The organism is Pseudomonas sp. GW822-FHT05A08, assembly GCF_058800485.1.
The window spans coordinates 6708981-6730423 of the sequence record NZ_CM179511.1 but is presented as its reverse complement, the minus strand read 5'-3'; the positions used below and the strand labels follow the sequence as shown (position 1 = coordinate 6730423).

Here is a 21443-nt window from a genome sequence, read left to right as displayed (position 1 = left end):
TCGCCGATGGCCTGGCGAATGTCCGGCGCCAGGGGCAGCCCGGCATTTTCCGCGAGGGCCTTGCGGAACCATTCGCCATGTTCGCGCAGGTCGCTTCTGATCTGCTCGCCCTCGCTGGCCGCGCCGGGCGGGCTGGCGAAGGCGGCCAGCACATCGGCCCGCAGCGCGTCGTGCATCATGTCGGCTTCCAGGTGATTGCGCAGCGCGCTGGCATTGAGCTGGCTGTCCGCCAGCGCTTGCGCCAGTCGCACCTGGCCCCACCAGCCGATGCTGGAGACGAGTGCGATGGCCAGTACACTGACCGCTCCGGAGACGATCATTTTCTGACGGATGTTCATGCCCGTTCCCTGCTCGCTTGGACGTGTGGCTAAGCGTAGTCCAGAGGCACGGGAAGCCACTGACGAGGGGCCTTATCGCTGCTCGCTTTGTGGGGTGACCCGCAATATTTCCTCGAGGGTGGTCAGCCCGGCCGCGACTTTCTGCGCCCCGGACAGGCGCAGGCTGCGCATGCCTTCCAAGAAGGCCTGGCGGCGTATGGCGAGCAGGTCGGCGTCGGCGCTGATCAGGGCTTTGAGGCTGTCGCTCAACTGCATGATTTCATATACCCCGGCGCGGCCCCGGTAGCCGGTATCGCGGCATTCCAGGCAGCCGGTGGCGCCGTGGGCATGGCTGGGCAGCGGTGCCTGCCAGGGCCGGGTCAGGCTTTGCCAGTCGCCTTCGTCCAGGGTCAGCGGGGTCTTGCAGTGCGGGCACAGGGTGCGCACCAGGCGCTGGGCCATGACTCCCAGCAGCGTGGCCTTGATCAGGTAAGGCGCGACGCCCAGTTCCAGCAGGCGGCTGATGGCGCCGGGCGCGTCGTTGGTGTGCAGGGTCGACAGCACCAGGTGGCCGGTGAGCGCGGCCTGGATCGCCATCTCCGCGGTTTCCAGGTCGCGGATCTCGCCGATCATGATGATGTCCGGGTCCTGGCGCATCAGCGCACGCACGCCGCTGGCGAAGGTCAGCTCGATGTTGTGCTGGACCTGCATCTGGTTGAACGCCGGCTCGACCATCTCGATCGGGTCCTCGATGGTGCAGAGGTTGACCTCCGGCGTCGCCAGTTTCTTCAGGGTGGTGTACAGGGTGGTGGTCTTGCCCGAACCGGTGGGGCCGGTGACCAGGATGATGCCGTTGGGCTGGCGGGTCATTTCCTGCCAGCGCCGCAGGTCGTCGCTGGAGAACCCCAACTGGTCGAAGTCCTTGAGCAGCACCTCGGGGTCGAAGATGCGCATGACCATTTTTTCGCCGAAGGCGGTGGGCAGGGTCGACAGGCGCAATTCCACTTCGCCGCCTTCCGGGGTCTTGGTCTTGACCCGGCCGTCCTGGGGTTTGCGTTTTTCCGCGACGTTCATCCGGCCCAGGCTTTTCAGGCGGCTGACCACGGCCATGGTGACCTGGGGCGGGAACTGATAGACGTTGTGCAGCACCCCGTCGATGCGAAAGCGCACGGTGCCTTGTTCGCGGCGCGGCTCGATGTGGATATCGCTGGCCCGTTGCTGGAACGCGTACTGGAACAGCCAGTCGACGATGTTGACGATGTGCGCGTCGTTGGCGTCGGGCTCCTGATCGCTGGCGCCGAGGTTGAGCAGTTGTTCGAAGTTGCCCGGGGCGTGGCTTTTCTGGTCCGCGCTGGCGCCGGTGACCGACTTGGCCAGGCGGAAGAACTCCACGGTCAGGCGCTGGATTTCCACCGGGTTGGCCACCACCCGCTTGATCGGCAGTTTCAACACGTGGGTCAGGTCGGCTTCCCAGGCACTGACATAAGGCTGGGCGCTGGCCACCGTGATCGCCTCGGCGTCGATCGACACCGCGAGGATCTTGTGGCGCTGGGCGAAGGCGTAGGACATCAGCGGCGTCACGGCGGCAACGTCGATTTTCAGCGGGTCGATGCGCAGGTACGGCTGGCCGGCCTGTTGCGCCAGCCACAGGGTCAGGCTTTCCAGGTCCAGGCGCCTGCCGGGCCGGCTGAGGTCGTCCAGGTGCTGGCTGGCGAGAAACTCCAGCGGATGCAGCTGGCTGTTGGCGGCATTACGACGGGTGGTCAGGGCGTGTTCGGCCGAGTCCTGGCTGATGAAACCCTGGGCGACCAGGTCGCGCAGCAGGTCGTTGAGATCCAGCCAGTGGTCCTGGGTAACGAGAGGAACGGACATGCGGGCTCCTTGTGAACAATCCGGCAGCAGGCGGGTTAGATGCGCCTCTGACCACGCAATGCCAAGAATAGTCCCGGGATGGCGACCGCCAGTCGCCCAAGCGTTGCAGGGTTTTGCCTGGCGCCCTCAGCCGGCGGCCTGCAGCGGCTCGCGCTCGGCCAGTTGCAGCTGTACCGAACACACGCTGATCAGGTTGCGCAGTTTTTCCGCGATGACCTGGGCGCGGTGCCAGCTCAGGCCGTCGAGCAGCACTTCCATCAGCAGCGAGCCGTCCTGTTGTTGCACCTGGACCTGCTGCGGCAACAGGGACTGCAGGGCGAAATGATTGAGCACCCGGCACAGCACATCGGCTTCGGCGTCGGTGACCAGTTGGTAATGCACCCGGCAATGGGTGTTGGCGACATTCCACACATCGGCGCGGGAACTGACGGCTTCGAGAGAGGGCATGGGGTTCTCCAGATCAATGGAGAAATTTTTACATTCGGTTGCGGGTATTTCTTATCTAAGATGAACGTATTTTCCGGATTATCGAATTGGATGATTCGTCCTTAAAGATTATTGAGGGTTTTCTATGCATAGCGAGCTGGACGCTTACGACCGCCGCATTCTGGCGCTGCTGCAAGAGGATGCTTCGCTGTCCAGCGCGCAGATCGCCGAGCAGGTGGGGCTGTCGCAGTCACCGTGCTGGCGGCGGATCCAGCGGCTCAAGGAGGAGGGGGTGATCCGTGGCCAGGTGACCTTGCTCGACCGCAAGAAGATCGGCCTCAACACGCAGATCTTCGCCGAGGTCAAACTCAACGCCCACGGCCGTTCCAACTTCACCGAATTCACCGAGGCGATCCGCGGTTTTCCGGAGGTGCTGGAGTGTTATGTGCTGATGGGGGCGGTGGATTTCCTGTTGCGCATCGTCACGGCGGACATCGAGGCGTATGAGCGTTTCTTCTTCGAGAAACTGTCGATGGTGCCGGGGATCCAGGAAGTGAATTCGATCGTGGCGCTGTCGGAGATCAAGTCCACGACCAGCCTGCCCGTCCTGCGTTGATGCAGTTGGCGCTATCGCGAGCAAGCTCGCTCCTACAAGGGATTACCGCCAACCTGTAGGAGCGAGCTTGCTCGCAATCAGGCCGTTACATGCGCAGCAAGGTCTTCCACGCGCGGTTCTGGAACACCGTGATCGCCTGTTGCTTGCGGGCATCCAGGGTTTCGTCGGTGATCGGCTCGTTGGCCAGTTGCGCCAGCTTGTTCAACTCGCCGTACAGGCGATCCAGCTCTGGGATTTCCAGCACGTTGCGCGCGTGATGCAACCAGGACTGGATGCGTTCGATGCGCGGCAGTTGCTCGGCCAGGTCTTCTGGCTGTTGCTGGTAGCGTGGCAGTTGCAGGGCGCTGGCTTCGTCGGCCAGCAGGCGCGGCAACCAGCTGCCCAGTTGCGCCGCACCCTGACGGTTGCCACGGGTATTGCGCTCGGCGGTCCAACTGCGGGCCAGCAACCAGCGCGAGGTGTTCAGCGAGAACAGGCCCCAGCGCACGTCCTGCAGCTCTTCGATGAACTGTTCGGGCGCGGCCTTGCGCACGTCTTCGTCGTCCAGGCCGGCTTGCACCAGCGGACGCCAGTCTTCCAGCAGGCCGTCCAGCGACGCGCGCAACTCGGCGGTCGCCTGGCGCGGCGCGGCCTGGCCCAGGCTGCTGACCAGGGCGCGCAGTTCCGCCAGGTTCTCGACCCAGTCCTGCAGCAGACGCCAGTGACCGTTGAAGCGATATTGCTCGGCCAGGCGCTGGCTGCTGCCCAGCAGGTGCCAGGTCAGCGCGGCGAAGGCGTCGTCCAGCGGCGTTTGCGCGCTCAGCTCCAGAGCGGGCAGGCTCAGGGAGTAGCTGTTGGCGTCGAACAGGCGGTAGCCGCGCTCGGCCTTGCTGATATCGCAGGGCATCAGTGGCAGGGTGGCGGCCAGTTCGGCGGCCAGTTCCAGCAGGGCGGCCGGTTCGCCTTCGCGCAGTTCCAGTTCCAGCTCGCAGATCTCTTCCTTCTGCTTGCCGGCGATCACGTGGCCCAGGTCCAGGGCGGCTTCGATCACCACCTTGGCCTTGCCGCGGCCCCAGGCGATTTCCGCGCGTTCGCGGACGAAGTCGGTGGTGAAGATCGGCTTGAGGGTTTTCTTGTCCAGCTCGGCCAGTTGCTCGGGCCAGCATTCGCCGTCGAGTTTCTTCAGGTCGAGCTTGGCTTTGGCCAGGTGCCAGTCGTACTCGTTGCGTTCCGACAGGCCGGCGACGCTCTGGCCGCGGGTCTTGAGGGTCTGGATCACTTCTTCGCCGTCGCGGCGCAGGCGCAGGGCGACCTTGGCGTGGGCCAGGTCGCGCTCGGGCGTGTCGAAGTACTGGTTCATCAGTTCGCGGTGTTCCCAGCCACTTTTGTTGCGTTTTTTCAGGAGCGGGTGCTCACGCAGGGCGGCGAGGGTTTCGCGGCTGACGCGGAGTTTGATTTCGGTTTCTTTCTGCATGGCCGGAAAATCCAGGATCGGGAGCGCAGCCGGGGGAAATGTGTGGCTGCCAAGGCCGTGCAGTGTACAGGACTCGCCGCGTCGAGGTGCCGTGGCGGTTTATTCCTGTCGCAGGATGGCTCTATGATGGACTTCATCTTGGAGCCCGGGAGCCAGCGCATGCCATTGCCGTCCATGAAAGAGCAGTTCGCTGCGCTGATTGCCACACCTTCGGTCAGCTGTACCCAGCCGGCGCTGGATCAGTCCAATCGTGCGGTCATAGACCTGTTGGCGAGCTGGCTCGGCGACCTGGGTTTTGCCTGCGACATCCAGCAGGTCAGCCCCGGCAAGTTCAATCTGCTCGCCAGCTTCGGCAGCGGCCCCGGCGGCCTGGTGCTGGCCGGACACAGCGACACCGTGCCCTACGACGGCGCGTTGTGGCAGACCGACCCGCTGAAGCTCACCGAGGTCGACGGACGCTGGGTCGGCCTCGGCAGCTGCGACATGAAAGGCTTTTTCGCCCTGGTCATCGAGGCGGTCCGGCCGCTGCTGGACCAGCCTTTCAAGCAGCCATTGCTGATCCTCGCCACCTGTGACGAGGAAAGCTCCATGGCCGGCGCCCGGGCCCTGGCCGAAGCCGGCCGGCCACTGGGGCGCGCCGCGGTGATTGGCGAGCCGACCGGGCTGCGGCCGATCCGCATGCACAAAGGCGTGATGATGGAGCGCATCGATATTCTCGGGCGCAGCGGCCATTCCTCCGACCCGAGCCTGGGCCATAGCGCCCTGGAAGCCATGCACGATGCCATCGGCGAACTGCGCGGCCTGCGCCTGGCGTGGCAGCGCGAATTCCGCAATCCGCAGTTCAGCGTGCCGCAGCCGACCCTGAACCTTGGGTGTATCCACGGTGGCGACAACCCGAACCGGATCTGCGGTCAGTGCTCGCTGGAGTTCGACCTGCGGCCGTTGCCGGGCATGGACCCGCAGGCGCTGCGCGCGGCCATTCGGCAGAAGCTGGTGCCCGTGGCCGAGTGGCATCAGGTGAAGATCGACTATGCGCCGCTGTTCCCCGAAGCACCGGCCTTCGAGCAGGCCGAAGACTGCGAACTGGTGCGGGTGGCCGAACGCCTGACCGGCCATCGCGCCGAAGCAGTGGCGTTCGGCACCGAAGCGCCTTATCTTCAGCGCCTTGGCTGCGAGACAGTGGTGCTGGGCCCGGGCGACATCGCCTGTGCTCACCAGCCGGGGGAATACCTCGAAATGTCACGCTTGCAGCCTACCGTGCATCTACTACGTGAACTGATTAACCATTACTGCCTGACGCCGGCCTGATTTCTACTAAATCACCGACGGCCAAGCCCGTACCTCAAGGAGAGCGAGCGTGTCGCCAAGCCTGTTCCGACGATAACCACCAGCCCGCTGTGCGTTTTCCCGTTTCGTCCTTTTATAGGCTGCTTCTTATTTACAGGCTCAGGTTATGCCCGATTACGTCAATTGGCTTCGTCACGCTTCTCCTTATATCAATGCCCACCGCGACTGCACCTTCGTGGTCATGCTGCCCGGCGACGGCGTAGAACATCCGAACTTCGGCAACATCGTCCACGACCTGGTGCTGCTGCACAGCATGGGTGTGCGCCTGGTGCTGGTGCACGGCTCGCGTCCACAGATCGAAGCCCGCCTGGCCGCCCGTGGCCTGACCCCGCATTACCACCACGGCATGCGCATCACCGATGCGGCGACCCTGGAGTGCGTGATCGACGCCGTCGGCCAGTTGCGCATCGCCATCGAAGCGCGGCTGTCCATGGACATGGCGTCCTCGCCGATGCAGGGTTCGCGGCTGCGGGTCGCCAGCGGCAACCTGGTGACCGCCCGGCCGATCGGCGTGCTCGAAGGTGTCGACTATCACCACACCGGCGAAGTGCGCCGGGTCGATCGCAAGGGCATCAACCGCCTGCTGGACGAGCGCTCGATCGTACTGCTGTCGCCCTTGGGCTACTCGCCGACCGGGGAAATCTTCAACCTCGCCTGCGAAGACGTCGCCACCCGCGCGGCCATCGACCTGGCTGCCGACAAACTGCTGCTGTTCGGCGCCGAGCGTGGCCTGCTGGATGAAAGCGGCAACCTGGTGCGCGAACTGCGTCCGCAGCAGGTGCCGGCGCATTTGCAGCGTCTGGGCGGCAACTATCAGGCGGAACTGCTGGATGCCGCGGCCGAAGCCTGTCGGGGCGGAGTAGGGCGCAGCCATATCGTCAGCTACGCCGAAGACGGCGCGCTGCTGACCGAGCTGTTCACCCGTGACGGTGGCGGTACGCTGGTGGCCCAGGAGCAGTTTGAACTGGTCCGCGAGGCGGCCATCGAGGACGTCGGCGGTCTGCTGGATCTGATCAGCCCGCTGGAAGAACAGGGGATTCTGGTGCGGCGTTCCCGCGAGGTGCTGGAGCGTGAGATCGAACAGTTCAGCGTGGTCGAGCGCGAGGGGATGATCATCGCCTGTGCCGCGCTCTACCAGATCGCCGACTCCGACGCCGGGGAGCTGGCCTGCCTGGCGGTGAACCCGGAATACCGCCACGGCGGTCGCGGCGACGAACTGTTGGAAAGGATCGAAACCCGGGCCCGGGCCCAGGGCCTGAAAACCCTGTTTGTCCTCACCACCCGTACCGCCCACTGGTTCCGCGAACGCGGTTTCGCACCTAGCAGTGTCGAGCGCCTGCCTTCTGCGCGGGCCTCGCTGTACAACTACCAGCGCAACTCGAAGATCTTCGAAAAAGCCCTCTGAGCATTACTCCCTTCGGCAACCCGCTCTTGACAGGAGTGGGTTTTTGCTGCACCCGCTGTAAGCGATTTGTGTTTCAGAAAAATAAATTCGAGTGACACAAAAACTGTAACAAATTGACGCGACCATCGGCGCGAAGCCATTATTGCGTCGCCTTTTTGATACTGGTTGACGTATCTGGCTTATGTTTTAACTGATCGATCTAAAGATCAGCGGGGAAATACCATTCAGGAATCAGACGGTACGCCGATACCTTGTGCCACGGCTTAAGCAGGCATATCTACTGATATTCCAGAACGGTATGAAAAAGAATGAAATAATTCTTTTTGGGATTATGGAAAACTCATTACCCTGCAAGGAGCAAATCATCGCGATTAGACCTTGGTCGTAGACACAGTTGGTTGCGATTGACTTATGAGTCACGGTCTGGCGCTAATCGCCCACCGATGGACCCGGGGCATCAGACCCTGGGCCTGAGTACACAAGAATTAGAAACGAGAGGAGCGAAACATGAACAAGTCCACCTTGGCCCTGGCTGTGGCCGTTGGGGTTCTGGCGCAGCAGGCAGGCGCCGCCGGTTTCATCGAAGACAGCAAGGCCACTCTGGGTCTGCGTAACTTCTATATCAATACTGACAACCGCGATGCCGATACCAAGGCGTCCGGCGCGCAGAGCAAGCAGGAAGAGTGGGGCCAAGGCTTTCAGCTCAACTTCATTTCCGGTTACACCGAAGGCACCGTTGGTTTCGGTCTCGACGCCATCGGCCTGCTGGGTATCAAGCTGGACTCGGGCGGCGGCACCAACGGCGCCTCTGCTACTTCTTACGGCGGCACCGTCTTCCCGAGCGAGTCCAACGGCAAAGCAGTCGATAACTACTCCAGCCTGGGCCTGACTGCCAAAGCCAAGATCTCTCAGACTGAGCTGAAGCTCGGTACCCTGCAGCCAAAACTGCCCGTCATCGTGACCAACGATGGCCGTATGCTGCCGCAAACCTTCCAGGGCGGTCAGATCACCTCGAACGACATCAAGGACCTGACACTGGTTGGCGGTCAGATCGAGCATGCCAAGGGTCGTAACTCCAGCAACAACGAAGAACTGTCGATTGCCGGCGCCAACGCGCACACCGCTGCTGGTCGCGACAGCAACAAGTTCATCTACGGTGGTGGTGACTACAAGATCACTAAAGATCTGACCGCTCAGTACTACTACGGCAACCTGAAAGACTTCTACAAGCAGCACTTCGTTGGCCTGCTGCACAACTGGGCTATCGGCCCGGGCGTATTGAAGTCTGACCTGCGCTACTTCAACAGCCGCGACGACGGTGCCAACGGCCATGACTCGGCCTACTACACCACCGGTGACTACGGTACCGGCATCACCAAGGGCAAGGTTGATAACAACCTGATCAGCGGCCTGTTCCTGTACTCGGTTGCCGGTCATACCTTCGGTGGTGGCTACCAGGTCAGTAACGGTGACAGCGATTTCCCTTGGCTGAACCAGGGTGACGGTTCGTCGGCTTACCTGACTACCGACATGCAGATCGCCAAGTTCGCCCGTGCTGGCGAACGTACCTGGCAAGCTCGCTACTCCTACGATTTCGCCAAGGTAGGCGTGCCCGGCTTGACCGCTGGTGTGATCTATCTGCGTGGCGACAACATCGATACGACTGGCCGAGAGGGTTCCGTTACCCCTCAGCGTTCCGTTTCGGTTACCAACGCCAGCGAGTGGGAACGCGACCTGACCGTGGCCTACGTGATTCCGGAAGGTCCACTGAAAAACCTCGGCCTGACCTGGAAAAACGCCATGTGGCGTAACGACATTCCGGGCCAGCGCTCGCAGGACGAAAACCGCCTGATCGTCAGCTACTCGATCCCGCTGTTGTAATCCGACGTTAAAACCTCGCCCGGCGCAATGCCGGGCGAGGTGTTGTCATCCAGGTCGGACCCACCCCCGCAGGTCCTCCCCGAAACCCCTCTTTACAGCTACTCAAGGCCTTCTCGAACCTTGTCGAGGATGGTGTGCCCTGGGCGTGCGCGAATCCAGTGAAGAGATTTTTAATATTCATTTTCGATCTAAATAAATCGATATTTATTCTTTTTAAATATTCCCAGGCGCAGGCACAGTAGGGCTCATAACGCACTCACAGGAGCAGCAACATGAGCCTCAGACTTGGCGACATCGCCCCCGACTTCGAACAGGATTCCAGTGCCGGCAAGATTCGCTTCCACGAGTGGCTCGGCGACAGTTGGGGCGTGCTGTTTTCCCATCCGGCGGACTTCACCCCGGTGTGCACCACTGAGCTGGGGTTTACCGCCAAGCTCAAGGAGCAGTTCGCCGAGCGCGGCGTGAAAGCCATTGCCCTGTCGGTGGACCCGGTGGACTCGCACCACAAGTGGATCGAGGACATCAACGAAACTCAGAACACCCTCGTCAACTTCCCGATCCTGGCTGACGCCGACCGCAAGGTCTCGGACCTGTACGACCTGATCCACCCGAATGCCAACGACACCCTGACCGTGCGTTCGCTGTTCGTCATCGATCCGAACAAGAAGGTGCGCCTGACCATCACCTACCCGGCCAGTACCGGGCGCAACTTCCACGAGATCCTGCGGGTGATCGACTCGCTGCAGCTCACCGACAACTACAAGGTGGCCACCCCGGCCAACTGGCAGGACGGTGATGAAGTGGTGATCGTGCCGTCGCTCAAGGACGAAGAGGAAATCAAGAAACGCTTCCCCAAAGGTTATCGCGCGGTCAAACCCTACCTGCGCCTGACTCCACAGCCGAATCGCTGACCCAAGACCGTATTCACAAAGCAGGGGTTTTAAGGCCGTTTCGACGGCCTATTTTTTTGCCTGGAAAATGGCTTTTCTTATATTCATTTAAAGAATAAACAAATGAAAAAATAAGATTTATGGATATATAAATAGGCTGTTAAGGTCTGCTCAGCTCAGCGAGATCGCAAACCGCGAATCGCCCATTACCGCTAAAGGAAACCTCTGCATGCTGGTCGTCTCACTCGGTGGCAGTCCCAGCCAACGCTCCCGCTCCGGGGTGCTGCTGGAACACGCCAAACGCTGGTTGCAGCAACAAGGTGTGGAAGTGGTCGACTATCAGGTCCGGGATTTCCCGGCCGAGGACCTGCTCCATGCGCGCTTCGACAGCCCGATGGTGATCGACCTGTTGCAACAGATCGAACAGGCCGATGGCCTGCTGATCGCCACCCCGGTCTACAAGGCATCGTTTTCCGGCGCGCTGAAAACCGTGCTCGACCTGCTGCCGGAACGCGCCCTGAACCACAAGGTGGTGCTGCCGATGGCCACGGGCGGCAGCATCGCCCACATGCTGGCGGTGGACTACGCACTCAAGCCGGTGCTGTCGGCCCTGAAGGCCCAGGAGATGCTCCAGGGCATCTTCGCCGAAGACAGCCAGATCGCCTACGGCGAAGGCAGCGCCCAGGCGCAGCTGGCACCGGCGCTGGAGCAGCGTTTGCGCGAAGCCCTGGAACAGTTCCACAGCGCCATGGCGCGGCGTCCCAAGCCGCTGGACCCGAATCTGTTGAATGACCGTTTGTTGAGTGCTCGCTGGAGCATTTGAGTCCTACCCGATTCTGAAGTACTGGCCTTACTTAGCCGCCAACGGCCTAGCAGGTGCAGCCAAAACCCAACAGCAAAAAGGAGAGCGCCATGCGCCCTGTGATTTTGCGTCGTGGTCTGGTCGCTCTGTTTGCTGCGGCTGTGTCCTTCGGCGCCATCGTTCAAGCCCAAGCGGCCGAAACCCTGCGTATCGGCTATCAGAAATACGGCACCCTGGTGCTGCTCAAGGCCAAGGGCTCGCTGGAGAAGCGCCTGGCGGAGCAGGGCGTGCAGGTGCAATGGACTGAGTTCCCCGGTGGCCCGCAGTTGCTGGAAGGGCTGAACGTCGGCTCCATCGACTTCGGCGTCACCGGCGAGACCCCGCCCGTATTCGCCCAGGCCGCCGGTGCCGACCTGTTGTACGTGGCCTACGAGCCACCGGCGCCGACCAGCGAAGCGATCCTGGTCCCCAAGGATTCGCCGATCAAGTCGGTGGCGGAGCTCAAGGGCAAGAAGGTGGTCCTCAACAAGGGCTCCAACGTGCACTACCTGCTGGTCCGCGCCCTCGAAGACGCCGGCCTCAAGTACAGCGACATCCAGACCGTATTCCTGCCGCCCGCCGATGCCCGCGCCGCCTTCGAGCGTGGCAGCGTCGATGCCTGGGTGATCTGGGACCCCTATCAGGCGGCGGCCGAGCAGCAGCTGCAAGCCCGCACCCTGCGTGACGGCAGCGGCATCGTCGACAACCACCAGTTCTACCTGGCAACCAGACCCTACGCGCAACAGCACCCCGAGGTGATCAAGACCCTGGTGGAAGAAGTGCGCGCGGTGGGCGAATGGTCCAAGGCCAACCCGGACGAGGTGACCCAGCAGGTGGCGCCACTGCTCGGCCTGCCGGCGGACATCACCCTGACCTCGGTGAAACGCCAGGGCTATGGCGCGCACTTCCTGACCCCGGACGTGGTGGCGGCCCAGCAGAAAATCGCCGACAGCTTCCACCAGCTCAAGCTGATTCCCAAACCCCTGAGCATCAAAGACGTGATCTGGACGCCTCCAGCCGCCGTTGCCAAAGCGCCGTAACTCGATCCCATTAGGAGACAACTCCATGAGCCTCAATATTTTCTGGTTCCTGCCTACCCACGGCGACGGCCATTACCTTGGCACCGCCGAAGGCGCTCGCGCCGTCGACCACGGCTATCTGCAGCAGATCGCCCAGGCGGCCGACCGCCTCGGTTTCGGCGGCGTGCTGATTCCCACCGGACGTTCCTGCGAGGATTCCTGGCTGGTGGCGGCCTCGCTGATCCCGGTGACCCAGCGCCTGAAGTTCCTGGTCGCCCTGCGCCCCGGGATCATTTCCCCGACGGTGGCGGCACGCCAGGCGGCAACCCTGGATCGCCTGTCTGGTGGCCGGGCGCTGTTCAACCTGGTGACCGGCGGCGATCCGGACGAACTGGCCGGCGACGGCCTGTTCCTCAGCCATGAAGAGCGCTACCAGGCTTCGGTGGAGTTCACCCGCATCTGGCGCCGGGTGCTGGAAGGCGAGACCGTCGATTACGACGGCCAACACATCAGCGTGAAGGGCGCCAAGCTGCTCTATCCGCCGATCCAGCAACGGCGTCCACCGCTGTACTTCGGCGGCTCTTCGGAAGCCGCGCAGGACCTGGCCGCCGAGCAGGTGGACATGGTCCTGACCTGGGGCGAACCACCGGCCGCGGTGGCCGAGAAGATCGAGCAGGTCCGGGCCAAGGCCGCCAAGCAGGGGCGCAGCGTGCGCTTCGGCATTCGCCTGCATGTGATCGTGCGTGAAACCAACGCCGAGGCCTGGCAGGCGGCCGAGCGCCTGATCTCCCATCTGGACGACGACACCATCGCCCGCGCCCAGGCGTCACTGGCGCGTTTCGACTCGGTCGGCCAGCAACGCATGGCGGCCCTGCACGGCGGGCGTCGCGACAAGCTGGAAGTCAGCCCCAACCTCTGGGCCGGCGTCGGCCTGGTACGGGGCGGCGCGGGCACCGCGCTGGTCGGCGATGGCCCGACCGTGGCGGCGCGGATGCAGGAGTATGCGGACCTCGGTATCGATACCTTTATCTTCTCCGGTTACCCCCATCTGGAAGAGTCGTACCGGGTGGCCGAGCTGCTGTTCCCGCACCTGGATATCGAACGTCCCGAGCTGCCCAAGGGCGCCGGCTACGTCAGCCCGTTCGGCGAAATGGTCGCCAACGACATCATCCCCAAAGCTGCGTCCCAGAGCTGAGGCGCGGCCATGAACAGACAAACCTTGTTCCATCGCCTGGCACCCTGGGCCCTGCCGCTGCTGTTACTGGCGGTGTGGCAGTTGTCGGTCTCGGCCGGCTGGCTGTCGACGCGAATCCTGCCGGCACCCAGCGCGGTGATCGAAGCCGGGGTCGGCCTGGTGCGCAGCGGCGAAATCTGGACCCACCTGGCTATCAGCGGCTGGCGCGCGGCGATCGGTTTCCTGATCGGCGGCGGCATCGGCCTGGCCCTGGGCTTTATCACCGGCCTGTCGAAGTGGGGCGAGCGCCTGCTGGACAGCTCGGTGCAGATGATCCGCAACGTGCCGCACCTGGCGCTGATTCCCCTGGTGATCCTGTGGTTCGGCATCGATGAGTCGGCGAAGATTTTCCTGGTGGCCCTGGGCACCCTGTTCCCGATCTACCTGAACACCTACCACGGCATCCGCAACGTCGATCCGGCGCTGGTGGAAATGGCGCGCAGCTATGGCCTGTCCGGCTTCGCCCTGTTCCGTCAGGTGATCCTGCCGGGCGCCTTGCCTTCGATCCTGGTAGGCGTGCGGTTTGCCCTGGGCTTTATGTGGCTGACGCTGATCGTCGCGGAAACCATCTCCGCCAGCTCCGGCATCGGTTATCTGGCGATGAACGCCCGGGAGTTCCTGCAGACCGACGTGGTGGTGCTGGCCATCGTCCTGTATGCCGTGCTCGGCAAACTGGCGGACCTCGCCGCGCGCGGCCTGGAGCGTGCCTGGCTGCGTTGGCATCCGGCCTATCAAGTGGCCAGGGGAGGTGCGCAATGACGGCTCAACAACCTCCACGCCTGCTGCGCGGTATTCCGCTGGCGGTGCGCAAGCTGCAAAAGACCTTCGGTTCGCGCCAGGTGTTGCGTGAGATCGACCTGCATATTCCGGCCGGGCAATTCGTTGCGGTGGTCGGCCGTAGCGGTTGCGGCAAGAGCACCTTGCTGCGCTTGCTGGCCGGCCTCGACAAACCCACCGGCGGTGAACTGCTGGCCGGTGCCGCGCCGCTGAGCCAGGCCATCGAGGACACCCGCCTGATGTTCCAGGAGGCGCGCCTGCTGCCCTGGAAGAAGGTCATCGACAACGTCGGCCTGGGCCTCAAGGGCGATTGGCGCCCCCAGGCCCTGGAAGCCCTGGAGGCGGTGGGCCTGGCCGATCGCGCCAACGAGTGGCCGGCCGCCTTGTCCGGTGGCCAGAAGCAGCGGGTGGCCCTGGCCCGGGCGCTGATTCACCAGCCACGCCTGTTGCTGCTGGACGAGCCTCTGGGCGCGCTGGATGCCCTGACCCGGATCGAGATGCAGCAACTGATCGAGCGCCTGTGGCAGCAGCATGGCTTCACCGTCCTGCTGGTGACCCACGATGTCAGCGAAGCGGTGGCGGTGGCCGACCGGGTGATCCTGATCGAAGAAGGCGAGGTTGGTCTCGATCTGCTGGTGGAGCTGCCGCGCCCACGGGTGCGTGGCTCCCATCGATTGGCGGCGCTGGAAGCCGAAGTACTCAACCGCGTGTTGTCGCTGCCCGGGTCGCCGCCCGAGCCGGAACCCGTTTCACCCTTGCCCACGCAGTTGCGTTGGGCGCAATAAAAAGCAGCGGCAAGCTTTGAGCTGCAAGCTGCAAGAAGGAGTCGAGTGCTTTGACTTGCAGCTTGCCGCTTGAAACTTGCCGCTTATTTCGACCCGAGGAGAAATCGTATGACTATCAAGGCCATCAACGTTCGCAACCAGTTCAAAGGCACCATCAAGGAAATCGTCGAAGGCGACGTGCTCTCGGAAATCGACGTGCAGACCGCCTCCGGCATCGTCACGTCGGTGATCACCACCCGTTCGGTCCGGGAGCTGGAACTGGCGATCGGCAGCGAAGTGATCGCGTTCGTGAAATCCACCGAGGTATCGATCGCCAAGTTGTGATCGGTGCGCGACAACCGGCCCCGGATGGCGTGAGCCCTTCGGGGCTTTTTTGTGGGCGCTGACGGCTACAGGGCAGGGCGCTTTGGCAGGTAAGGCGGCAAGTACAGCCCCAGGTAGGCATCGAACACCCGCATGCCTTCCTCGGCCATGCGCTCAGTGATCTGCCCATGCTGCTGGACCGAGCGCGCGTAGACGCGGTCGCCCAGCTCCATGGCCAGGGCGAACACATCGACGTCCGCGGGCAGTACCGGCAGCTGGAAGTGCTGGTCGAACAGCTTGTGCATCAGGTCGCCCAGTTCGATGTCGTGCTGGCGGTCGGCCTGGGTGACCTCGGTGAGGCCATGCTGGGCCAGGATCAACTGGCGGGCCGCGGCGTCGGCGCTGTAGATGGCGAGCATGCGCTGTTCGACCAGGCGCGACAGGTCGTGCCAGCTGCTCAGGGCGGCGTGGTCGATGGGCTCTTGCAGGCAGGCGCGGAACGCGGCGTGGACGTCGGCGGTCAGGGCTTCGAGCAGGGCGGGAACGCTAGCGAAGAAGTGGTAGACCGAGGAGGGAGGAATCTCCGCGCGCTCGGCCACGCTGTAGATCGACAGGCTGGCCACGCCCTCGGCGGCAAGCAGGGTGCGGGCGGCATCGAGTATCGAGTCGATCCGGGCCTGGCTGCGTGCGCGGGGTTTGCGGGGGGTGGCTACGCGTGTCATGGGAGTCTCCTGCGGGGCAGTGGGCATTGTACGAGGCGTGTCGGGTGTTGTCTGCCAGGACGCCTTCGCGGGCAAGCCTCGCTCCTGCAAGATGGAAATGGCATACGCTCCGATCCTGTAGGAGCGAGGCTTGCCCGCGATCCGCCGCAAGGCGGCCATAAAAAAACGCCACGGGCCTTTGCGGCCGGTGGCGTTTTTTTGCTGCAGCCGCTTACACGGTGTGCAGGTACCAGTTGTACTCGAGGTCGGAGATTGAGTGCTCGAACTCCTCCAGCTCGCTTTCTTTACAGGCCACGAAGATATCGATGTATTTCGGATCGATGTACTTGGCCATGACTTCGCTGTCGTCCAGCTCGCGCAATGCATCGCGCAGGTTGTTCGGCAGGCTCTGCTCGTTCTGCTCGTAGGAGTTGCCTTCGGTTGGCGCGCCCGGTTCGACCTTGTTGACCAGACCGTGGTGCACGCCCGCCAGCACCGAAGCCATCAGCAGGTACGGGTTGGCATCGGCACCGGCGACACGGTGTTCGATGCGCACGGCATCGGAAGAACCGGTCGGTACGCGGATGGCCACGGTACGGTTGTCCAGGCCCCAGCTCGGCGAGTTCGGCACATAGAACTGCGCGCCGAAACGACGGTAGGAGTTGACGTTCGGGCAGAGGAAAGCCATCTGCGCCGGTAGGGTCTCGAGCACACCGCCGATCGCGTGACGCAGTGCGGCGTTCTGCTCGGGATCCTCGCTGGCAAAAATATTCTTGCCGTCTTTGTCCAGGACCGAAATGTGGACGTGCAGACCATTACCCGCCTGGCCTGGGTAAGGCTTGGCCATGAAGGTGGTGTCCATCTCATGGTCGTAGGCGATGTTCTTGATCAGACGCTTGAGCAGTACCGCATAGTCGCAAGCCTTGATCGGGTCGGCGACGTGGTGCAGGTTCACTTCGAACTGCGCCGGAGCACTTTCCTTGACGATGGCGTCGGCCGGGATGCCTTGTTCTTTCGCGCCTTCGAGAATGTCCTGCAGGCAGTCGACGTACTCGTCGAGGTCATCGATCAGGTAGACCTGGGTCGAATGCGGGCGCTTGCCGGAGATTGGCGAGCGTGGCGGCTGTGGCCGGCCATTCACGTTCTCCTGGTCGATCAGGTAGAACTCCAGCTCGAAAGCCGCGCAGATAGTCAGGCCCAGCTCGTCGAACTTGGCAACGACTTGACGCAGCACTTCGCGCGGGTCGGCGAAGAAAGGGTCGCCTTCGAGTTCGTGCATGGTCATCAGCAGTTGCGCGGTGGGGCGCTTCTGCCAGGGTTCATTGCACAGGGTATCGGGGATTGGATAGCAGATTCGATCGGCGTCGCCGATGTCCAGGCCCAGGCCGGTGCTTTCCACCGTCGAGCCATTGATATCCAGAGCAAATAAAGAGGCCGGCAGGTTGATGCCTTTCTCGTAAACCTTGTGGAGGCTGGTGCGTTCGATGCGCTTGCCGCGCACCACACCATTCATATCCGCAATCAGAAGGTCAACGTACAGAACCTCAGGATGTTCCTTAAGGAACGCGTTCGCTTCGTTAAGCTGAACGGCACGCGGGGGTACCGACATGATGCAACACCTTTGTTGTTAAAAATATCAATCATTGATCTTTTCAGGTTTCAGTCAACCCGAACGGCATGCCGAAGTCAAGCGAGGCCTTTTTTGCCCTAAAAAAGCGCCTATGGGGCATTTTTGGGGCGCTTTTCTGGCTTCGGAGGGCTTGGCCGCCGCAGCCTTGAGCGGGCCGTGTTGTATTTTTTACGGGGGTGTTGTGTAAAAAAATGAACAAGGCTAAGCTCGATTTAAACCCATAACAGCAATAATACCGGGGTGTTTCATGTCTCGCCTGCCGTTAATCGGCGTCACCGCCTGCTCCAGGCAGATCGGTCTGCATGCTTATCACATCAGTGGCGACAAGTACGTCCGCGCAGTGGCAATAGCAGCCAAGGGCGTGCCCATGATCCTCCCGTCCCTGGCCGATATTCTGAGCCCGTCCGATATTCTGGACGGTCTGGATGGCCTCCTCTTTACCGGTTCACCCTCCAATATCGAACCTTTTCACTATAGCGGTCCCGCCAGCGCGCCGGGAACCGCGCACGACCCTGCCCGTGATGCCAGCACCCTGCCGCTGATCCGCGCCGCGGTGGCGGCCGGGGTTCCGGTACTGGGGATCTGCCGCGGTTTTCAGGAAATGAACGTGGCCTTCGGCGGCAGCCTGCATCAGCGGGTCCACGAAGCCGGTCCGTTCATGGACCACCGCGAGGACGATAGCCAGCCAGTGGAAGTGCAATACGCTCCGGCCCATGCGCTGCATGTGCAGCCGGGCGGGGTGCTGGCCGGCCTCGGCCTGCCGGCGCAGATTGAAGTCAATTCGATTCATGGCCAAGGCGTTGAACGTCTGGCGCCGGGCCTGAAGATAGAGGCCCTGGCACCCGATGGGTTGATCGAAGCCTTCTCTGTCGAGGGGGCGCCGATCGAGGGAGGCAAGGCTTTTGCTTTGGGGGTGCAATGGCACCCCGAATGGCAGGTAAGCTCTAACCCTCACTACCTCGCTATCTTCCAGGCATTTGGCGATGCCTGTCGCAAGCGGGTCATTCAACGCGACGCCAATGCGTCACAAAAACCTGGCTTATAAGAGCCAGGAAACTCACGCCTAGAGGCATTTATGAGTAACAACCTCGACCAGCTCACCGATTGGTTGAAAGACCACAAGATCACAGAAGTCGAATGCATGATTGGCGACCTGACCGGGATTACCCGGGGCAAGATCTCGCCGACCAACAAGTTCATCGCCGAAAAAGGCATGCGCCTGCCCGAGAGCGTGCTGTTGCAGACGGTGACCGGCGACTATGTCGAAGACGACATCTATTACGAACTGCTGGACCCGGCCGACATCGACATGGTCTGCCGCCCGGACCAGAACGCGGTATTCCTCGTGCCCTGGGCCATCGAGCCGACCGCCCAGGTGATCCACGACACCTACGACAAGCAGGGCAACCCGATCGAGCTGTCGCCGCGCAACGTGCTCAAGAAGGTCCTGAAACTCTACGCCGACCACGGCTGGCAGCCGATCGTGGCGCCGGAGATGGAGTTCTACCTGACCAAGCGCAGCGACGACCCGGACTACCCATTGCAGCCACCGGTCGGCCGCTCCGGTCGCCCGGAAACCGGTCGCCAGTCGTTCTCCATTGAAGCGGCCAACGAATTCGACCCGCTGTTCGAGGACGTCTACGACTGGTGCGAACTGCAGGAGCTGGACCTCGACACGCTGATCCACGAAGACGGCACGGCGCAGATGGAAATCAACTTCCGTCACGGCGACGCCCTGTCCCTGGCCGACCAGATCCTGGTGTTCAAGCGCACCATGCGCGAAGCCGCGCTCAAGCACGAGGTGGCCGCCACCTTCATGGCCAAGCCGATGACCGGCGAGCCGGGCAGCGCCATGCACCTGCACCAGAGCATCATCGACATCGAGACCGGCAAGAACGTCTTCTCCAATGAAGACGGGACCATGAGCCAGCTGTTCCTCAACCACATCGGCGGCCTGCAGAAGTTCATCCCCGAGCTGTTGCCGCTGTTCGCGCCCAACGTCAACTCGTTCCGCCGCTTCCTGCCGGACACCTCGGCACCGGTGAACGTGGAGTGGGGCGAAGAGAACCGCACCGTGGGCCTGCGCGTGCCGGATGCCGGGCCGCAGAACCGCCGGGTGGAAAACCGCCTGCCGGGCGCCGACGCCAACCCTTACCTGGCCATCGCCGCCAGCCTGCTGTGCGGGTTCATCGGCATGGTCGAAGGCCACAACCCGAGCGCGCCGGTGGTCGGCCGCGGTTACGAGCGCCGCAACCTGCGCCTGCCGTTGACCATCGAGGACGCCCTGGAGCGCATGGAAAACAGCAAGACCATCGAGAAGTACCTGGGCAAGAAATTCATCACTGGCTACGTCGCGGTCAAGCGGGCCGAGCATGAAAACTTCAAGCGCGTCATCAGTTCGTGGGAGCGGGAATTCCTGCTCTTCGCCGTCTGATGCGCGGGGCGCCGCCGTCACTGGCGGCGCCCTCACCGGAAAATCAGGAGAGTTCCAATGACCAGCAACAACCCGCAAACCCGTGAGTGGCAAACCCTCAGCAGCGAGCACCACCTGGCCCCGTTCAGCGACTTCAAGCAATTGAAGGAGAAGGGCCCGCGGATCATCACCAACGCCGAGGGCGTTTATCTCTGGGACAGCGAGGGCAACAAGATCCTCGACGGCATGGCCGGGCTGTGGTGCGTGGCCATCGGTTATGGCCGCGAAGAACTGGCCGACGCCGCCAGCAAGCAGATGCGCGAGCTGCCGTACTACAACCTGTTCTTCCAGACCGCCCACCCGCCGGCGCTGGAACTGGCCAAGGCCATCTCCGATGTGGCCCCCAAGGGCATGAACCATGTGTTCTTCACCGGTTCCGGTTCCGAAGGCAACGACACCATGCTGCGCATGGTTCGCCACTACTGGGCGATCAAGGGCCAGCCGAAGAAGAAAACCATCATCAGCCGGGTCAACGGCTATCACGGCTCCACCGTGGCCGGCGCGAGCCTGGGCGGCATGACCTATATGCACGAACAGGGCGACTTGCCGATCCCGGGCATCGTGCATATCCCGCAGCCTTACTGGTTCGGCGAAGGCGGCGACATGACCCCGGACGAGTTCGGGATCTGGGCGGCCAACCAGCTGGAAGAGAAGATTCTCGAAGTCGGCGTCGATAACGTCGGTGCCTTCATCGCCGAGCCGATCCAGGGCGCGGGCGGCGTAATCGTGCCGCCAGAAAGCTACTGGCCGCGGATCAAGGAAATCCTCGCCAAGTACGACATCCTGTTCGTCGCCGACGAGGTGATCTGTGGGTTCGGGCGTACCGGTGAGTGGTTCGGTAGCGATTTCTACGACCTCAAGCCGGACATGATGACTATCGCCAAGGGCCTGACCTCCGGCTACATCCCCATGGGTGGCCTGATCGTGCGCGATGAAGTGGTAGCGGTGCTCAACGAGGGCGGCGATTTCAACCACGGTTTCACCTATTCCGGGCACCCGGTGGCCGCCGCCGTGGCCCTGGAAAACATCCGCATCATGCGCGACGAAAAAATTATCGAGCGCGTCAAGGCCGAAACGGCACCGTATTTGCAGAAACGCCTGCGGGAACTGAACGATCACCCGCTGGTGGGTGAGGTTCGCGGAGTCGGCCTGTTGGGCGCCATCGAGCTGGTTCAGGACAAGGCCACCCGTGCGCGGTATGTCGGAAAAGGCGTCGGCATGATCTGCCGGCAGTTCTGCTTCGACAATGGCCTGATCATGCGCGCCGTGGGCGACACCATGATCATCGCTCCGCCCCTGGTGATCACCAAGGAGGAGATCGATGAGCTGGTGAGCAAGGCCCGCAAGTGCCTGGACCTGACCTTGAGTGCGTTACAGGGCTAAGTGCTAGGCTCTGAGCGGAGTACCCCGCGGTACTTCGCTCGGGGCGGCCATAAAGGATGGGGTCTTCTGTTGAAAGCCCGCCTTGGAACT

General features: G+C 62.6%; 19 protein-coding genes. 14 read left to right on the top strand and 5 right to left on the bottom strand.

Features of this window, described 5'->3' with window-relative positions:
- Nucleotides 1-410: 410 nt before the first annotated feature.
- Together tfpB and AC3RCP_RS30500 are read right to left on the bottom strand one after the other, a co-directional pair.
- Nucleotides 411-2189: a type IV pilus assembly ATPase TfpB gene (tfpB, locus tag AC3RCP_RS30505; protein WP_085532928.1), complete on the bottom strand. Its 1779-nt coding sequence runs from the start codon at nucleotides 2187-2189 to the stop codon at nucleotides 411-413.
- Nucleotides 2190-2315: 126 nt separating this feature from the next.
- Nucleotides 2316-2636, bottom strand: a complete 321-nt coding sequence (locus AC3RCP_RS30500) for an ACT-like domain-containing protein (RefSeq protein WP_009046101.1) — start codon at nucleotides 2634-2636, stop codon at nucleotides 2316-2318.
- A 124-nt stretch (nucleotides 2637-2760) separates the two neighbouring features.
- Between AC3RCP_RS30500 and AC3RCP_RS30495 the strand changes: the two genes are divergently transcribed.
- Nucleotides 2761-3231 (top strand): Lrp/AsnC family transcriptional regulator, encoded by a 471-nt coding sequence (locus AC3RCP_RS30495; RefSeq protein ID WP_007928270.1) that lies wholly within the window; start codon nucleotides 2761-2763, stop codon nucleotides 3229-3231.
- 85 nt (nucleotides 3232-3316) lie between these two features.
- Here AC3RCP_RS30495 and AC3RCP_RS30490 read toward each other — a convergent pair whose 3' ends face one another.
- Entirely contained in the window at nucleotides 3317-4684 is a 1368-nt protein-coding gene (locus AC3RCP_RS30490) for a CYTH domain-containing protein (RefSeq protein WP_101336229.1), read from the bottom strand.
- Nucleotides 4685-4843: 159 nt separating this feature from the next.
- On the opposite strand from AC3RCP_RS30490, the gene argE reads away from it, so the two are divergent.
- The 10 genes from argE (at nucleotide 4844) to AC3RCP_RS30440 (ending at nucleotide 15187) form a co-directional block, all read left to right on the top strand.
- Nucleotides 4844-5992 carry an acetylornithine deacetylase gene (argE, locus tag AC3RCP_RS30485; RefSeq protein WP_492570690.1) on the top strand — a complete coding sequence of 383 codons (1149 nt, stop codon included), beginning with the start codon at nucleotides 4844-4846 and terminating at the stop codon, nucleotides 5990-5992.
- A gap of 145 nt (nucleotides 5993-6137) precedes the next feature.
- Entirely contained in the window at nucleotides 6138-7436 is a 1299-nt protein-coding gene (gene argA, locus AC3RCP_RS30480) for an amino-acid N-acetyltransferase (protein ID WP_009046098.1), read from the top strand.
- Between the two features lie 507 nt (nucleotides 7437-7943).
- Nucleotides 7944-9317 (top strand): OprD family porin, encoded by a 1374-nt coding sequence (locus tag AC3RCP_RS30475; protein WP_101336228.1) that lies wholly within the window; start codon nucleotides 7944-7946, stop codon nucleotides 9315-9317.
- Between the two features lie 272 nt (nucleotides 9318-9589).
- Nucleotides 9590-10228 carry a peroxiredoxin gene (locus AC3RCP_RS30470; RefSeq protein WP_492570603.1) on the top strand — a complete coding sequence of 213 codons (639 nt, stop codon included), beginning with the start codon at nucleotides 9590-9592 and terminating at the stop codon, nucleotides 10226-10228.
- Nucleotides 10229-10436: 208 nt separating this feature from the next.
- Nucleotides 10437-11030, top strand: a complete 594-nt coding sequence (ssuE, locus tag AC3RCP_RS30465; RefSeq protein WP_007928287.1) for an NADPH-dependent FMN reductase — start codon at nucleotides 10437-10439, stop codon at nucleotides 11028-11030.
- 89 nt (nucleotides 11031-11119) lie between these two features.
- Nucleotides 11120-12088 carry a sulfonate ABC transporter substrate-binding protein gene (locus tag AC3RCP_RS30460; RefSeq protein WP_101336227.1) on the top strand — a complete coding sequence of 323 codons (969 nt, stop codon included), beginning with the start codon at nucleotides 11120-11122 and terminating at the stop codon, nucleotides 12086-12088.
- 25 nt (nucleotides 12089-12113) lie between these two features.
- Nucleotides 12114-13262, top strand: a complete 1149-nt coding sequence (gene ssuD / locus AC3RCP_RS30455; protein WP_492570604.1) for an FMNH2-dependent alkanesulfonate monooxygenase — start codon at nucleotides 12114-12116, stop codon at nucleotides 13260-13262.
- 9 nt (nucleotides 13263-13271) lie between these two features.
- Entirely contained in the window at nucleotides 13272-14060 is a 789-nt protein-coding gene (gene ssuC, locus AC3RCP_RS30450) for an aliphatic sulfonate ABC transporter permease SsuC (RefSeq protein ID WP_007928299.1), read from the top strand.
- On the top strand, nucleotides 14057-14863 hold the full coding sequence (gene ssuB / locus AC3RCP_RS30445) for an aliphatic sulfonates ABC transporter ATP-binding protein (protein ID WP_007928301.1): 807 nt from the start codon (nucleotides 14057-14059) through the stop codon (nucleotides 14861-14863). Before ssuC ends, ssuB begins: the two co-directional genes overlap by 4 nt.
- A gap of 108 nt (nucleotides 14864-14971) precedes the next feature.
- A complete protein-coding gene (locus AC3RCP_RS30440) occupies nucleotides 14972-15187 on the top strand; it encodes a TOBE domain-containing protein (protein WP_007928303.1) in 216 nt (71 codons plus the stop codon).
- Between the two features lie 65 nt (nucleotides 15188-15252).
- Here AC3RCP_RS30440 and AC3RCP_RS30435 read toward each other — a convergent pair whose 3' ends face one another.
- Both AC3RCP_RS30435 and AC3RCP_RS30430 read right to left on the bottom strand, forming a co-directional pair.
- The gene (locus AC3RCP_RS30435) at nucleotides 15253-15888 is read right to left on the bottom strand and encodes a TetR/AcrR family transcriptional regulator (RefSeq protein WP_101336225.1); all 636 of its coding nucleotides are present in this window, start codon (nucleotides 15886-15888) and stop codon (nucleotides 15253-15255) included.
- A 211-nt stretch (nucleotides 15889-16099) separates the two neighbouring features.
- Nucleotides 16100-17476: a glutamine synthetase family protein gene (locus AC3RCP_RS30430; protein ID WP_007928314.1), complete on the bottom strand. Its 1377-nt coding sequence runs from the start codon at nucleotides 17474-17476 to the stop codon at nucleotides 16100-16102.
- Between the two features lie 268 nt (nucleotides 17477-17744).
- On the opposite strand from AC3RCP_RS30430, the gene AC3RCP_RS30425 reads away from it, so the two are divergent.
- The 3 genes from AC3RCP_RS30425 to AC3RCP_RS30415 are packed head-to-tail and all read left to right on the top strand — an operon-like array spanning nucleotide 17745 to nucleotide 21353.
- Nucleotides 17745-18542, top strand: coding sequence for a gamma-glutamyl-gamma-aminobutyrate hydrolase family protein (locus AC3RCP_RS30425; RefSeq protein WP_007928316.1), 798 nt, complete (start codon nucleotides 17745-17747; stop codon nucleotides 18540-18542).
- A gap of 30 nt (nucleotides 18543-18572) precedes the next feature.
- Entirely contained in the window at nucleotides 18573-19931 is a 1359-nt protein-coding gene (locus AC3RCP_RS30420) for a glutamine synthetase family protein (protein ID WP_007928318.1), read from the top strand.
- 57 nt (nucleotides 19932-19988) lie between these two features.
- Nucleotides 19989-21353, top strand: coding sequence for an aspartate aminotransferase family protein (locus AC3RCP_RS30415; protein WP_053263035.1), 1365 nt, complete (start codon nucleotides 19989-19991; stop codon nucleotides 21351-21353).
- Nucleotides 21354-21443 lie beyond the last annotated feature (90 nt).